General features: G+C 65.1%; 15 protein-coding genes. 5 read left to right on the top strand and 10 right to left on the bottom strand.

Features of this window, described 5'->3' with window-relative positions:
* Nucleotides 1-10 precede the first annotated feature (10 nt).
* On the top strand, nt 11-868 hold the full coding sequence (locus Q2941_RS25520; RefSeq protein WP_458194060.1) for an MJ0042-type zinc finger domain-containing protein: 858 nt from the start codon (nt 11-13) through the stop codon (nt 866-868).
* Between the two features lie 34 nt (nt 869-902).
* On the top strand, nt 903-1,277 hold the full coding sequence (locus Q2941_RS25515) for a response regulator (RefSeq protein ID WP_027522154.1): 375 nt from the start codon (nt 903-905) through the stop codon (nt 1,275-1,277).
* A 162-nt stretch (nt 1,278-1,439) separates the two neighbouring features.
* Here the strand turns inward: Q2941_RS25515 and Q2941_RS25510 are convergent, their stop codons facing one another.
* A complete protein-coding gene (locus Q2941_RS25510) occupies nt 1,440-4,064 on the bottom strand; it encodes a TIGR02302 family protein (RefSeq protein WP_458194059.1) in 2,625 nt (874 codons plus the stop codon).
* 169 nt (nt 4,065-4,233) lie between these two features.
* Here Q2941_RS25510 and Q2941_RS25505 point away from each other — a divergent pair, with 169 nt between their 5' ends.
* The gene (locus Q2941_RS25505) at nt 4,234-4,617 is read left to right on the top strand and encodes a carboxymuconolactone decarboxylase family protein (protein ID WP_008567285.1); all 384 of its coding nucleotides are present in this window, start codon (nt 4,234-4,236) and stop codon (nt 4,615-4,617) included.
* Between the two features lie 232 nt (nt 4,618-4,849).
* A complete protein-coding gene (locus tag Q2941_RS25500) occupies nt 4,850-5,740 on the top strand; it encodes an NAD(P)-dependent oxidoreductase (protein WP_254110665.1) in 891 nt (296 codons plus the stop codon).
* Between the two features lie 135 nt (nt 5,741-5,875).
* Here Q2941_RS25500 and lysA read toward each other — a convergent pair whose 3' ends face one another.
* The 3 genes from lysA to argH all read right to left on the bottom strand — a co-directional run bounded on the left by lysA (nt 5,876) and on the right by argH (nt 8,949).
* Nucleotides 5,876-7,141 (bottom strand): diaminopimelate decarboxylase, encoded by a 1,266-nt coding sequence (gene lysA, locus Q2941_RS25495; protein ID WP_027522151.1) that lies wholly within the window; start codon nt 7,139-7,141, stop codon nt 5,876-5,878.
* A 23-nt stretch (nt 7,142-7,164) separates the two neighbouring features.
* Nucleotides 7,165-7,458 carry an LPS translocon maturation chaperone LptM gene (gene lptM / locus Q2941_RS25490; RefSeq protein WP_027522150.1) on the bottom strand — a complete coding sequence of 98 codons (294 nt, stop codon included), beginning with the start codon at nt 7,456-7,458 and terminating at the stop codon, nt 7,165-7,167.
* Nucleotides 7,459-7,551: 93 nt separating this feature from the next.
* The gene (gene argH, locus Q2941_RS25485) at nt 7,552-8,949 is read right to left on the bottom strand and encodes an argininosuccinate lyase (protein WP_027522149.1); all 1,398 of its coding nucleotides are present in this window, start codon (nt 8,947-8,949) and stop codon (nt 7,552-7,554) included.
* Between the two features lie 136 nt (nt 8,950-9,085).
* On the opposite strand from argH, the gene tlpA reads away from it, so the two are divergent.
* Entirely contained in the window at nt 9,086-9,757 is a 672-nt protein-coding gene (tlpA, locus tag Q2941_RS25480; protein ID WP_458194083.1) for a thiol:disulfide interchange protein TlpA, read from the top strand.
* On the opposite strand, the gene Q2941_RS25475 is transcribed toward tlpA, so the two are convergent.
* The 6 genes from Q2941_RS25475 to Q2941_RS25450 all read right to left on the bottom strand — a co-directional run bounded on the left by Q2941_RS25475 (nt 9,754) and on the right by Q2941_RS25450 (nt 13,787).
* A complete protein-coding gene (locus Q2941_RS25475) occupies nt 9,754-9,948 on the bottom strand; it encodes a putative motility protein (protein WP_254110664.1) in 195 nt (64 codons plus the stop codon). The two genes, tlpA and Q2941_RS25475, sit on opposite strands and share 4 nt — an antisense overlap.
* A 96-nt stretch (nt 9,949-10,044) precedes the next feature.
* Nucleotides 10,045-10,926 carry a 3-hydroxybutyryl-CoA dehydrogenase gene (locus Q2941_RS25470; RefSeq protein WP_254113702.1) on the bottom strand — a complete coding sequence of 294 codons (882 nt, stop codon included), beginning with the start codon at nt 10,924-10,926 and terminating at the stop codon, nt 10,045-10,047.
* Between the two features lie 190 nt (nt 10,927-11,116).
* Nucleotides 11,117-12,061, bottom strand: a complete 945-nt coding sequence (locus Q2941_RS25465) for an electron transfer flavoprotein subunit alpha/FixB family protein (RefSeq protein ID WP_027522145.1) — start codon at nt 12,059-12,061, stop codon at nt 11,117-11,119.
* Nucleotides 12,061-12,810: an electron transfer flavoprotein subunit beta/FixA family protein gene (locus Q2941_RS25460; protein WP_027522144.1), complete on the bottom strand. Its 750-nt coding sequence runs from the start codon at nt 12,808-12,810 to the stop codon at nt 12,061-12,063. The genes Q2941_RS25465 and Q2941_RS25460 overlap by 1 nt, the downstream gene beginning before the upstream one ends.
* 128 nt (nt 12,811-12,938) lie before the next feature.
* Nucleotides 12,939-13,511, bottom strand: a complete 573-nt coding sequence (locus Q2941_RS25455; protein WP_458194058.1) for a cob(I)yrinic acid a,c-diamide adenosyltransferase — start codon at nt 13,509-13,511, stop codon at nt 12,939-12,941.
* Between the two features lie 81 nt (nt 13,512-13,592).
* Nucleotides 13,593-13,787, bottom strand: a complete 195-nt coding sequence (locus tag Q2941_RS25450) for a twin transmembrane helix small protein (RefSeq protein ID WP_027522142.1) — start codon at nt 13,785-13,787, stop codon at nt 13,593-13,595.
* Between the last annotated feature and the right edge of the window lie 274 nt (nt 13,788-14,061).

Here is a 14,061-nt window from a genome sequence, read left to right as displayed (position 1 = left end):
AGGCTGGTCCATGCACATCGTATGCCCCCATTGTACGACATCCTACGCCATCAAGCTCGCAAGCCTTGGGGCGAATGGGCGCACCGTGCGCTGCTCCCGCTGCAAGGAGACCTGGGTGGCACGGCCCGAGGACGCCGTCGAGGAAGTGCAGGTGGCGGCCATGGCCGCGGCGAGCCACCCCGAGGACCGGTCCGATCTCGCGGAGCAGTGGAACACCGACGCCCGCGAGGAGGCCGCCGACACGCCGGTGGTCGACAGCCCTTCGATCGCCAGTGACTGGCCTACCGAGGAGACCAAGGACGACGACTGGTCGGAGGCCGAGGCCTCCGACGACGAATTGGCCGGAGAGCCGCATCAGTCCTGGTTCCGCGGGTTGTTCCGTCGCCGGGCCCGGGTCGCTCGTCCGGTGAGCCGGCAGCCGCGAAGATCCTCTTTCGGCCTGCCGACCTGCGCTGCCATGGGCGCGCTGGCCGTAGCGCTTTTGGTCTGGCGCGCCGACATGGTCCGGCTGCTGCCGCAGACCGCGGCGTTCTACAAGATGATCGGCATCGAGGTGAACCTGCGCGGCCTCGCCTTCAGGGACGTCAAGGTGACTTCGGAGACCGTGGACGGCAAGCAGGTGCTGGTGATCGAGGGCGCGATCGTCGGCGAGACCCGTAAGGCGGTCGACATTCCCCGCCTGCGCTTCGCCGTGCGCGACGCGCAAGGCGCCGAGATCTACGCCTGGAACGCGGTGCTGGAGCAGACCGTGCTGCATCCCGGCGAGCGCGCCCTCTTCAAGTCGCGCCTCGCCTCGCCGCCACCTGAAGGCCGCAATATCGATATTCGTTTCTTCAACCGGCGTGACATCGCCGGCGGCAGCGCGTAACCGGCGCTGCCCGTTTCCGCAAAGGTTTGGCCCGATGCCAAAGGTGCTGATCGCCGATGACGAGGAGTCCATGCGCACGCTGGTGGCGCGTGCCATCGCCATGGACGGCCACCAGACCGTCACCGCACAGGACGGCGCCGAAGCGCTGGAGATCCTGACGCGCGAGGACGGCGCGTTCGACCTTCTGCTCACCGACATCCAGATGCCCGTGATGGACGGCATCGCGCTCGCACTCTCGGCCGCGCGCGATTTTCCGGACCTGACGATCTTGCTGATGACGGGTTTCGCCGATCAGCGCGAGCGCGCGTCGAACCTGGATGCGCTGGTGCACGACGTGGTGACGAAGCCATTTTCGGTGGCGGATATTCGCACCGCAGTCGCCGACGCGCTCGCGGCGAAGAAGGGGTAAGGGCGCGACACCCACATTCCGCCGTCATGCCCCGCGAAGGCGGGGCATCCAGTATTCCAGAGACGCCTGACGTCCCTCGCTCTGCCGCAGCGTACTGGATCGCCCGCCCCAGTGCGCAATTGCGCACAAGGCGGGCGATGACACCTAGAATGCGGGCTGAGATCAAAAATCCTTCAGCAGCCGCTCGAGATAGTCGAGCTCGATCTGCGGGCGCGAGGGGTCGCCCAGGCGGCGGCGGAGCTCTTCGAGGATGCGGCGGGCGCGCTGGACGTCGATCTCGCCGGGGATCTTCACCGTGTAGTCGTCGCTGAACTCGCGGCCGTGCAAGGGCCGGCCGAGCGGGTCGGTCTGGTTACCACCGCTCTGCTGGCGGCCGGCGCGATTGCCGGGGCCATCGCCCTGGCCATCGCCGTCGCCCTGCTGCATGGCCTCGGCCATCTTCTGCGCACCCTTGCGCATCGCATCGAGCGCCTTGCCTTGCGAGTCCACGGCACCATCGGCATTGCCTTCGCCAAGCTTGGAGCCGGCATCGCCCATGGCGTTGTCGGCAGCATCGAGACCGCCGTCATCATCGCCCTGGTCGGCATCCTCATCGCCGCCCTGGCCCTGCTGGCCCGGTTGTCCCTGCTCGCCTTGCTGACCCTTTTGGCCTTTCTGGCCCTTCTGACCCTTTTGGCCGTTCTGCGCGAGGCCGCGCTTCTGAAGCTCATCCTGGAGCTTCTTCAAGCGGTCGCGCAGCGCCTGCTGGTCCTGCTGCAGGTCGGACATCGACTGATCGCCCTGCTGACCCTGCTTGCCGCGCATGCGGTCGCGCCGGGAATCCTGGCCCTGCTTGAAGGTCTTGTCGCGCAATTGCTGCTGCTTGCGGATCATGTCGCCGAGCTCGTTGAGCGCCTGCTCCATGTCGCTCTCGCCGCTCTGGCCCGGCTGCGCCATCTGCAAGCCCTCCAGCATCTGCTGGAGCTGGTCGAGCAACTGCTTGGCCGCATCCTTGTCGCCGGAACGCGACAGGCGCTCCATGCGGTCGATCATGTTTTTGAGATCCTGCTGGCGCATGATCTTCGTGTTGGGATCAAGCGGACGGGCGAGCTGCTGCGGATTGTTGCGGAACTGCTCGGCGAGCTGGCGCATGAAATTGTCCAGCGCCTGACGCAGATCCTGGGTGAGCTTCTTGATCTCCTCGTCGCTCGCGCCGCGCTCCAGCGCCTGCTTGAGCGCGTCCTGCGCCGCCCGCAGCGCCTTGTCGACATCGGTGATGTTGCCGTCCTCGATCGTCACCGCGAGCGCCCAGAGGCTCGCAACGACCTCGCGCAGCGAGTCGTCGGTGCGGGCAGCCTCGAGCTGCCTCGCGACGGTGTAGAGCCCGAGATATTGCCCGGTTTCGGGCGTGAACAATTCCGGCGCAATCATCAGCGCATCGAGCGCGACATACACGTCGGAGTTCTTGTTGGCATCGAGCGCCAGGATGCGGCGCTGCTCGATCAGCGCGCGCGCCAGCGGCTTGGTGAAGAGACGCTCGGGCAGGCGCATGTTGAAGGGGTCGCTCTTCGCCTCATTGCCCGCCTCGTCCTTGGCGGTCAATGTCAGCGTGACGTCGGCGCCGGCATAGGGATCCTCGCTGAGGTCCTTGACGGTCTGGCCGAGGCCGTTGCGGGTGCGCGCGTTCGGCAGCACGAGTGCGAATTGCGGCGGCTGGAACAGCGGCCGGGGCGCGGCCTTCTGCTCGTCGGGCTTCTGCGCCTCGGACGGACGCACGGCGAATTGCGCCTCGGCGCCGGTGACGCCGTAATCATCCTCGATCTTGTAGGAGAGCTGCAGCGCGCCTCTGGCCTGACGTTCGGGATCCTTGGCCAGCGAAATCGTCGGCGGCCGGTCGGGCGTCGCCGCGAACTTCCATTGCGGCTGGCCGGAGGGCGCGCGGACATGCGCCGTGCCGTCGCTCGCGATGGCAAAATGCTTCTCGTTGGTGCCCTTCGGAGCCTGTTCGTTCGGCGCAACTTCCTTGAGGCCGCCGGAGACCACGACATCGAGGCTGCCGCCGGAGGAGCGCACGATCAGCGTCGAGCCGGCCGGAACGGCGAGCGGACCGCTCGCGGGAAGCGCCGCGGCCTCCTTGTTGGCGGCCGACAGGATGATCGGCGGCTTGGAGGTGTAGACCGGCGGGGTGACCCAGGCGTCGACGCGGATATTCGTCGGCGCCAGCACGCCGTTCCAGTCGAACGCGGCGCCCATACGCATGGCGCGCTCGTCGCCGGCGGCGAAGAAGGTCGCAACCAGCATCACCACGACCAGCGCGCGCAACGCCCAGGGGTCGTGGATGGCGAGCCGCGGATGCGGCAATCCGGCGCGGATGCGCTTGAGCGAGGCCAGCGTGCGCTCGCGCTGCGCCTGCCACAGCGCCTGCGAGACCGGATCCTGCGTGCTCAAGGTGTCGGTGAGCGTCGTCGCCGGGCGGTGGCGGATGCCGGAGCCGTTGTCCAGCCGGCTCAGCCCCTGCTCGCGACTTGGCCAGCGGAAGCGAATCAACGGGAACAGGGCGGCGAGCGCCGCGACGGCAAACAGGCCAAGTCCGATCGCGCGGGCGATGAAGGGCAGCGCCAGCCAGAGGCCAGCCCAGGATACCACCAGAAACAGTCCGACAACGGTCAAGAACCGCGCCAGATGCGGCCAGGCGCGCTCCCAGGCGATCGCATATGTGGCCCGCTTGAGGGCCTGCGCCAGCTTCAGCCGCGATAAAGCGTTGCCATCGCGGATCGGGTCTGATGGGTCGGGGGTGACGCCGTTCAATCAGCTCTCCAGGTTGCCCGGAACAACACCCTACCACAACGGCAGCAGTGAGGCACCCGTTCCTCTACGGGACCCCGCACCCGAGCGGTGCATAACACGAAGGAGTGACTGGTTGTGTTCGGCACCGTAGGTTCGGCCACCATCCGTCAGGCAAGATAAAAGGAACGCCATGGACAAGAAGATGCACGACAAAGGGCTGGAAGTTCGCAAAGCAGTGCTGGGCGAGGCCTATGTCAACAATGCCCTGAAGAACGTCGACGACTTCAACCGGCCGTTCCAGGAGATGCTCAACGAATATTGCTGGGGCACGGTGTGGGGCCGTGAGGAGCTGCCGCGCAAGACCCGCAGCATGCTCAACATCGCCATGATCGCGATCCTCAACCGCCAGCACGAGTTCCGCGCGCACCTGAAGGGCGCGCTGACCAATGGCGTCACCCGCGACGAAATCCGCGAGATCCTGATGCAGGTCGCAATCTACGGCGGCATGCCGGCCGCGGTCGACAGTTTTCGCATCGCGCGCGAGGTGTTTGCGGAGATCGATGGCAAGGCGTGAGGTCCCTCACTCGTCGTCCCGGGGCGCGCCACCGGGTCCGCGCAACGCGCGGCCCGATGACAGGCTCCGCGCGAGCCCGGGACCCATCAACACAGGAAGATGTGGTTGCGGGGACTCGGAGTTAGCACTTCGCACCACGACTCCTCCCTGGGGTTATGGGTCCCCGCTTTCGCGGGGACGACACTGAATACTTGGCGCTCCGCACTTAGAACAACAAACACAAGGAAACACCATGGACATCGGATTCATCGGCCTCGGAAACATGGGCTTTCCGATGGCGCGGCGGCTGATCGAGGCGGGGCATCGGCTCGTTGCGTTCGATACGCGGAAAGAGGTCCTCGACACGCTGGTGGCGCGCGGCGCAATGGCGGCAACGTCGCCGAAGGACGTTGCCGACCGGGTCGAGACCGTGCTGGCGAGCCTGCCGTCGCTGCAGGCTTCGCTCGACGTCGCAACCGGTGCCAACGGCGTGATCGACGGCAAGCGCGTCAAACGCTTCGTCGATCTGTCGACCGTCGGCTCGCAGATGGCGGTCAGGATTCACGGCCTGCTGGCGACGCGCAACATCGTGCAGATCGACAGCCCCGTTTCGGGCGGCGTCGCCGGTGCCGAGAAAGGCACGCTGGCTGTGATGGTCTCAGGTCCCAGGAGCGACTTCGAGACCATCAAGGCCGCGCTCGGCGTGATCGGAAAGGTGTTTTTCATCGGCGAGAAGCCGGGCGCGGCTCAGACCATGAAGCTCGCCAACAATTTCCTTTCGGCGACCGCGATCGTGGCGACATCGGAAGCGGTGGTGATGGGCGTGAAGGCCGGGCTCGATCCCGCCGTGATGATCGACGTCATCAATGCGGGCTCGGGCATGAACACCGCAAGCCGCGACAAGTTTCCGCGCTCGGTGCTGCCGCGCAGCTTCGACTTCGGCTTCGCCACCGGGCTGATGGTGAAGGACGTGCGCCTGGCGCTCGAGGAGATGAAGCAGCTCGGCCTGTCGATGGAGGTCGCGGACGCGGTCGGGCGTCTCTGGGAGACCGTCATCAGCGAGGAAGGCGCGGGTTCGGATTTCACCGCGGCGATCAAGCCGATCGAGAAGAGGGCCGGGGTGGTGGTCGGCGGGAAGACATAGCCTTCGCGGCGATCGCGCAATCGCCGCAGATTTGCCCGACGCGCCAAATGGTTCCGCACTGTGACCGTGCGTAAGACTGGAAACCCCCAGGCTACTTTGCATGGGGGTGTTTTGAGGGTTTTCGCTACGAGAGCCTCACAGCCACGGCGCGGGCGTGTCCATGGCGATGAGCTGCTCGACATCGATGCGGGGACGCACCACCGCATATTGGTCGCCCTTGACCAGCACCTCCGGCACCAGCGGCCGCGTGTTGTAGGTGCCGGCCTGCACGGCGCCGTAGGCGCCTGAGGTCATGATGGCGAGGAGATCGCCCGGCTTCGGTGTCGGCAGCGTGCGATCGAGCGCGAGGTAATCGCCGGTCTCGCAGACGGGCCCCACGACGTCGGCCAGAATCGTCGGCGCGCCGGCGGCGGGCTGCGCAACCGGCAGGATGTCGTGATGGGCCTCATAGAGCGTCGGACGGATCAGGTCGTTCATCGCGGCGTCGATGATGACGAAATTCTTGCCGTCGCCGTGCTTCACGTAGATCACCTTGGTGACCAGGATGCCGGCATTGCCGACGATCATGCGGCCCGGCTCGAACATCAGCGTGCAGCCGAGATTGTGCGTGATGCGCCTGACCATCGCGGCATAGGCGTCGGGCGCGGGCGGCGCCTCGCGGTCCATGTAATAGGGAATGCCGAGGCCACCGCCGAAATCGACATGCGAGATGTTGTGGCCATCGGCGCGCAGCGTCTGAACGAATTCGGCGAGGATGCGGAACGCGATCTCCATCTTGGACAGATCGGTGATCTGGCTGCCGATATGCACGTCGGTGCCGGTCACCTCGATGCCGGGCAGCTTCGCTGCCCGTGCATACACCTGTCGGGCGTGGACGATCGGGATGCCGAACTTGTTCTCGGACTTGCCGGTGGAGATTTTTGCGTGCGTGCCGGCATCGACATCCGGATTGACGCGCACGGAGATGCGCGCGGTCCTGCCCATCTCGCTGGCAAGGCGAGACAACAGCTCGAGCTCAGGCTCGGATTCGACATTGATGCAGAGGATGTCGGCGGCAAGCGCGGCGCGCAGCTCGGTCTCGGTCTTGCCGACGCCGGAGAACAGGATCTTGCTTGGGGGGATGCCGGCAGCAAGCGCACGCTTCAACTCGCCGCCCGAGACCACGTCGGCACCCGCCCCCAGCTTGGCCAGCGTGCGCAGCACCGACTGGTTGGAGTTCGCCTTCATGGCGTAGCAGACCAGCACCTTCTCGCCGGCGAAGGCATCGGCGAAGACGCGATAGTGCCGCTCGAGCGTCGCGGTCGAGTAGCAATAGAAGGGCGTGCCGACGCTCGCGGCGAGATCGGAAAGGTTCACCGCTTCGGCGTGCAGGACGCCGTTGCGGTAGTCGAAATGGTTCATGGCGTTCGCTCAGTCATCCCGGCTCATCTGCCGGGCTTTTCGTCCAGCAGCGGATCGAGGACAAACGATTTCTTCTTGCCCTTGGCAGCGGCGGGCGCGGCATCCGCGCCGTAGGTGGGATTGAACACGCTCGGCGTCTTCTGGGCCTCGGTCTCAGTATCGGTGGGCGCCGGGGCGACATTCGCCGTGGACGCACTGGACGCGGTCGGCGGCAGGTCCAGCGGACCCTTGCGGCCGCAGCCGGCCAGCGCCAACGCGCTCAGGCTCAAGACAATGATGACCCACCCCGAGCCGGTCGGGCGAAACTTTGACGTCACGACGAGATCCCCACTACGCGGGCCGCACCATACAGAGATTGGCTCGCTCTGGCGAGAGCCGGATGACCATGAAAAACAAGCGAAATTTTGCTCTCAGCCAGATTTTCGCTCTTTTTCCAAGCGCTTCGCCCAGGCCTTGGCCTGCGCCGTCACGTTCTTCGGCGCCGTGCCGCCAAAGCTGGTGCGGCTCTTCACCGACGATTCGACCGAGAGCACGCCGAGCACATCCTTGGTGATTTTTGGCTCGATCGCCTGCATCTCCTTGAGCGGGAGCTCGTGGAGCGCGACGCCGTCGCTCGCGGCCTTTGCCACGATCCGGCCGGTGACGTGATGGGCCTCGCGGAACGGCATCTTCAGCGTCCGCACCAGCCAGTCGGCAAGATCAGTCGCGGTGGCATAGCCTTCGCCCGCGGCCGCCTTCATCTTCGCTTCATCCGGCACGAGGTCGCGGACCATGCCGGTCATGGCGCGGATCGCGAGCGACAGCGCGGCAAAGCCTTCCATCGCGCCCTGCTTGTCCTCCTGCATGTCCTTTTGATAGGCGAGCGGCAGGCCCTTCATCACGATCAGGAGGCCATTGAGCGCACCGATGACGCGCCCCGTCTTGGCGCGCACGAGCTCGGCGGCGTCAGGATTGCGCTTCTGCGGCATGATCGACGAGCCGGTGGTGAACTTGTCGCTGAGGCGGATGAGGCCCACGAGCGGCGAGGTCCAGATCACGATTTCTTCCGCAAAGCGCGACATGTGCACGGCGCAGATCGAGGCCGCCGACAGCGTCTCCAGCACGAAGTCGCGGTCGGAGACCGCATCGAGCGAATTCGCCATCGGCCGGTCGAAGGCAAGCGCTTTTGCAGTGGCGTGGCGGTCGATCGGGAACGAGGTACCGGCGAGCGCTGCGGCACCCAGCGGAGATTCATTCAACCGCTTGCGGGCATCCTGGAAGCGGCCGCGATCGCGCGCGGCCATCTCGACATAGGCGAGCAGGTGGTGGCCGAAGGTGACGGGCTGCGCGGTCTGCAAATGCGTGAAGCCAGGCATCACGGTCCCGGCATGTTCCATCGCGCGTTCCACCAGCGCCTCTTGGAACGCGGCGAGTGCGGCATCCGTCTCGTCGATGATGTCGCGGACGAACAGGCGGAAGTCGGTCGCGACCTGGTCGTTGCGCGAGCGCGCGGTGTGCAGGCGGCCGGCGGCGGGGCCGATCAGCTCGGACAGACGGCTCTCGACATTCATATGGATGTCCTCGAGCGCGCGCTTGAACTCGAAGCCTCCCTTGCCGATCTCTGACAAAATCGTGTCTAGACCCTTGCCGATATTTTTCGCATCAGAGGCCGTGATGATGCCCTGCGTAGCGAGCATCGCGGCATGGGCCTTGGACGCGGCAATGTCCTGGGCGAAGAGGTGACGATCGACGTCGATGGAGACGTTGATTTCCTCCATGATCTCATCGGGACGTTCCGAGAACCGGCCGCCCCACATCTTGTTGCTCATGATCCCCTGCTCACGCCTTGCTTCTCGCTTGCTGCGGCCGTGCCGCACGTTTGCTGACTGCTGCCAGCCGTATTAAGAGGCCCCTGATAGCCATATCTGCGACCGGATGACAAACGATATGCTCGACCCCAACGATATGCTCGACCAGCGGAAAGCGCGCTCTGCCACGCGCCGGATCCCCCTCGTGATCGCCACTGTGGCGGTCGGGGGCCTGGTCGGCTTTGCCGCGCTGTACGGGTTGGGCCTGAAGCGGGGGCCGGCGGGCGATCCGGTCTGCCGCGCCGCGGTCCAGACCGCCAATAGGATCGCGCCGCTCGCCCACGGCGAGGTGGCCGCGCTGACCATGGCGACCGCGCCGTTGAAGCTGCCGGACCTCGCCTTCGAGGACGCCGAGGGCAAGCCGAAAAAGCTGTCCGATTTCCGCGGCAAGACGGTGCTGGTGAACCTCTGGGCGACCTGGTGCGTGCCCTGCCGCAAGGAGATGCCGGCGCTGGAAGGGCTCCAGGTCACGCTTGGCGGCGAGAATTTCCAGGTGGTGGCAATCAATATCGACACCCGCGACCCCGAGAAGCCCAAAAACTTCCTGAAAGAGGCCGGCATCACCCGCCTCGGCTACTTCAGTGACCAGAAAGCCAAGACCTTTCAGGATCTTAAAGCCATAGGCCGGGCACTGGGCATGCCGACCTCGGTGCTGGTCGACCCGCAAGGCTGCGAGATCGCCACGATCGCCGGCCCCGCAGAATGGTCCAGCGACGACGCGCTGAGGCTGATCCAGGCGGCAATGAAGCCGGTCGCCGCGTCGCTTTAAGCTGTGACGTTGAGATTGCTGCCGATGCCGGCGCCGACATTGGCGAGCGAGGGCTGGCCGGCGCCGAGCAGGGTCAGGACGGCGGATTTCTCCGCATCCATGTTCTGCTTCGTCACGGTCGCCGCGATGTTCGACTGCAACGCGCCTTGCTGAGCGGTCAGCATGCTGCTGACCATGGCGATCATGTCCATACGTAGACCCTCGTACGGCGGCAGCCTAGGCGCGAGGGGTTAACGAGAGGTGAGCGGGGCCGTCAAGCGCGAAGCGGACCTGTTGAATGGACCGGCTTACCGCGTCGGGACCGGCTTGGCGCCGCGGTAGTCGTAGAAGCCGCGCTGCGTCTTGCGGCCGAGCCAGCCGGCTTCGACGTATTTCACCAGCAGCGGGCACGGGCGGTATTTTGAGTCGGCCAGCCCCTCATGCAGCACCTGCATGATTGAGAGGCAGGTATCGAGGCCGATGAAATCGGCCAGCTCCAGCGGGCCCATCGGATGATGCGCGCCCAGCTTCATCGCCGCGTCGATCGCCTCGACGTTTCCGACACCTTCATAGAGCGTGTAGATCGCCTCGTTGATCATCGGCAGCAGAATGCGGTTGACGATGAAGGCCGGGAAATCCTCGGAGACCGCGACCTGCTTGCCGAGCTTGGCGACGAATGCCTTGGAGGCCTCGAAGGTGGAATCATCGGTGGCGATGCCGCGGATCAGTTCGACCAGCTCCATCAAAGGCACCGGATTCATGAAATGAATGCCGATGAAGCGCTCGGGGCGGTCGGTGGCCGCGGCCAGGCGGGTGATCGAGATCGAGGAGGTGTCGGAGGCGACGATCGCTTCGGGCTTCAGAACGGCGCAAAGCTCGTGGAAAATCTTGCGCTTGACCTCCTCCTTCTCGACCGCGGTCTCGATCACGAGGTCGCAGTCGGCGAGGTCATCGAGCTTCTCGGCGAGGGTGATGCGCGACAGCGCCTTGGCCTTGTCGTCCTCGCTGACGGCCTTCTTGGAGACCTGGCGCGACAGATTGCCGTTGATGGTGGCCATACCCGACTTCAAACGGTCGGCTGAGATGTCGTTGAGCACCACGTCGAAACCGGCCAGCGCCGCGACATGGGCAATGCCATTGCCCATCTGCCCCGCGCCGATCACGCCGACCTTCTTGATCTCTGCCATAATGTCATCCACCGGAACGGCGCGGATGCCGCGCCCTGCCTATCCCCCGTGAGCCGAGGGTCCGATTTAATCAGAACCCGGGCTCGAAACCTAGATTGGATCGCGCCCTTCCGCGTGCCCCCGCGAAAGAAACCGCCTCAGAAATGAAACACCGGCCGGAGTTGGGACATCCGGCCGGTGTTTTTACGGTGTTTTACTTGCCGAGCTTGCCGAGTTCGGCCGTGAGCTCAGGAACCGCCTGATAGAGGTCGGCAACCAGGCCGTAGTCGGCGACCTGGAAGATCGGCGCGTCCTCGTCCTTGTTGATCGCGACGATCACCTTGGAGTCCTTCATGCCGGCGAGATGCTGGATCGCGCCGGAAATGCCGACGGCGACGTAGAGCTCGGGGGCCACGACCTTGCCGGTCTGGCCGACCTGCCAGTCGTTCGGCGCATAGCCCGCGTCGACCGCCGCGCGCGAGGCACCGACACCGGCGCCCAGCTTGTCGGCGAGCGGCTCGATGTATTTTGCGAAGTTTTCCCGGCTTTGCATGGCGCGGCCACCGGACACGATGATTTTCGCCGAGGTCAGCTCGGGACGGTCGCTCTTGGCGACTTCCTCGCCGACGAAGGACGACAGGGCCGGATCGGCCGCCGCCGCGATGCTCTCGACGCTCGCGCTGCCACCGGCCGGTGCGGCGGCGAAGGTCGAGGTGCGCACCGTGATGACCTTCTTGGCGTCCTTCGACTTCACCGTCTGGATGGCGTTGCCGGCATAGATCGGACGCTCGAAGGTGTCGGGCGCGACAACCTTGATGATCTCCGAGACCTGCATGACGTCGAGCAGCGCTGCGACGCGCGGCATCACGTTCTTGAAGCGCGAGGTCGCGGGCGCGACGATCGCGTCATAGCCGGATGCCAGCGAGACGATCAGCGCGGCCAGCGGCTCGGCGAGATCGTGCGCGTAAGCCTCGCCGTCGGCGAGCAGCACCTTCTTCACGCCTGCGAGCTTCGCGGCGGCGTCCGCCGCGCCCTTGGCGTTCTGGCCGGCCACCAGCACGTCGACGTCGGCGCCGAGGGCGGCGGCCGCCGTCAGGGCCTTGTTGGTAGCGTCCTTCAGCGACGCATTGTCGTGTTCAGCAATCAGAAGCGTCGTCATCAGAGCACCCCGGCTTCGTTCTTGAGTTTCGACACCAGCTCGGCGACGTCCTTGACCTTGACGCCGGCCTTGCGGCCCGGTGGCTCCGTCGTCTTGAGAACTTCAAGGCGCGCGGTGACATCGACGCCGTAATCGGCGACGGTCTTCTCCGCGATCGGCTTCTTCTTCGCCTTCATGATGTTGGGCAGCGAGGCATAACGCGGCTCGTTGAGACGGAGATCGGTGGTGACGATCGCCGGTCCCTTCAGCTTCACCGTCTGCAGGCCGCCATCGACCTCGCGGGTGACCTTGAAGTCGCTGCCTTCGACCTCGAGCTTGGAGGCAAACGTCGCCTGCGACCAGCCAAGCAGAGCGGCCAGCATCTGGCCGGTCTGGTTGCTGTCGTCGTCGATCGCCTGCTTGCCCAGAATGATCAAGCCCGGCTGCTCTTCCTCGGCGACCTTCTTCAGGATCTTGGCGACCGCCAACGGCTCCACATTGCCGTCCGCCTTCACCAGGATGCCGCGGTCGGCGCCCATGGCAAGACCGGTGCGGATCGTCTCCGACGCCTGCGCCGGTCCAATGGACACCACCACGACCTCGGTGGCCTTGCCGCCTTCCTTCAGGCGCAGCGCTTCCTCGACCGCGATTTCGTCGAATGGGTTCATCGACATCTTGACGTTGGCGAGTTCAACGCCCGACCCATCGCCCTTGACGCGGACCTTGACGTTGTAATCGACCACCCGCTTTACCGGCACTAAGACCTTCATCGATCCTCTTTCACTTGAATTCTTGAGGGGGGTTATCAACTGGCGCGGAACCTAATGGCCCGGCCCAGTCCGGTCAACGCGCGCGGAGGCCCAAAAGTTGGCTTTGCGAGCCAATCTTGGCGGTTTGCTTAGCGGTTCTGGCCCGGCACCCAGAGCACGTCGCCGGCGCCATTATGATTGGCCGCGCGGCTCGCGACAAACAGGAAATCCGACAGCCGGTTCATATATTGGATGCCAGCCGCTCCGACCGGCTCGTCCGGGTTTGCAGCGAGTTCCACCATCACGCGTTCCGCCCTGCGGCATATCGTGCGCGCGACATGGAGATGGGCGGCCGCCGGGGTTCCGCCCGGCAGCACGAAGGAGGTGAGCGGGGCGAGCTTGTCGTTCAGCGCGTCGATGTCGCGCTCGAGCCGCTCGACCTGACTTGCCACCACCCGCAACCGTTCGGCTTTGCCTTCACGCTCGGGCACCGCGAGATCGGCGCCGAGATCGAACAGGTCGTTCTGGATCCGGCCGAGCATCGCTTCGAGCTCCGGCCAGTCCTTGACGTGCAATCGCACAACGCCGATCGCGGCATTGGTCTCGTCGACGGTGCCATAGGCCTCGATCCGCAGATCATACTTCGGACGGCGCTCGCCGGAGCCGAGCGCGGTCGTGCCGTCGTCACCGGTACGGGTGTAGATACGGTTGAGAATGACCATGTTTGCCTCTCCAGCCGCCGGCTCTCAATGTTTGAGCATGATCTTATCGGAAAACCGCTGCACACTTTTCCGGATCATGCTCTAGCGGCCCATCGCCCAGACCGCGAGCATGGCGATGACGATCGCCACGAACTGAAACAGTACGCGCAGCCGCATCAGCCTCTGCGAGGTGTTCGGCGAGCCGCCGCGCATCATGTTGACGAGACCGAGCAGCAGCACTAGCGCCACGGCGCCGACAGCCACCGGCAGGATGAAAGAACTCAGGAAGGATGCCATTAGGGGTAGATAACATTGTGTTTGCGGCTGCGCCATCGCGGCGCGATCTGGCTTTTAGGCCAATAATATCAGAAGCTAAGCGGATGATTATCGATTTGAGCCAGCCCGCAGACTTCGCCTCTCGCCGCTTGCGGGAAGAGAGAGCAGAGCAGCGCCGGGGTACGCCGTGAGGCAGATCCGCTACCTCTACCTCGTCGTGATGGACGCGTTCTACACGTTCCTCGCCGACGACGGCTGGGCGATCGCGAGCCATATCGCCTGTCTCTTATACACA

It is taken from the genome of Bradyrhizobium sp. UFLA05-153, from assembly GCF_054185185.1.
This window is presented reverse-complemented; position numbering and strand designations above follow the sequence as displayed.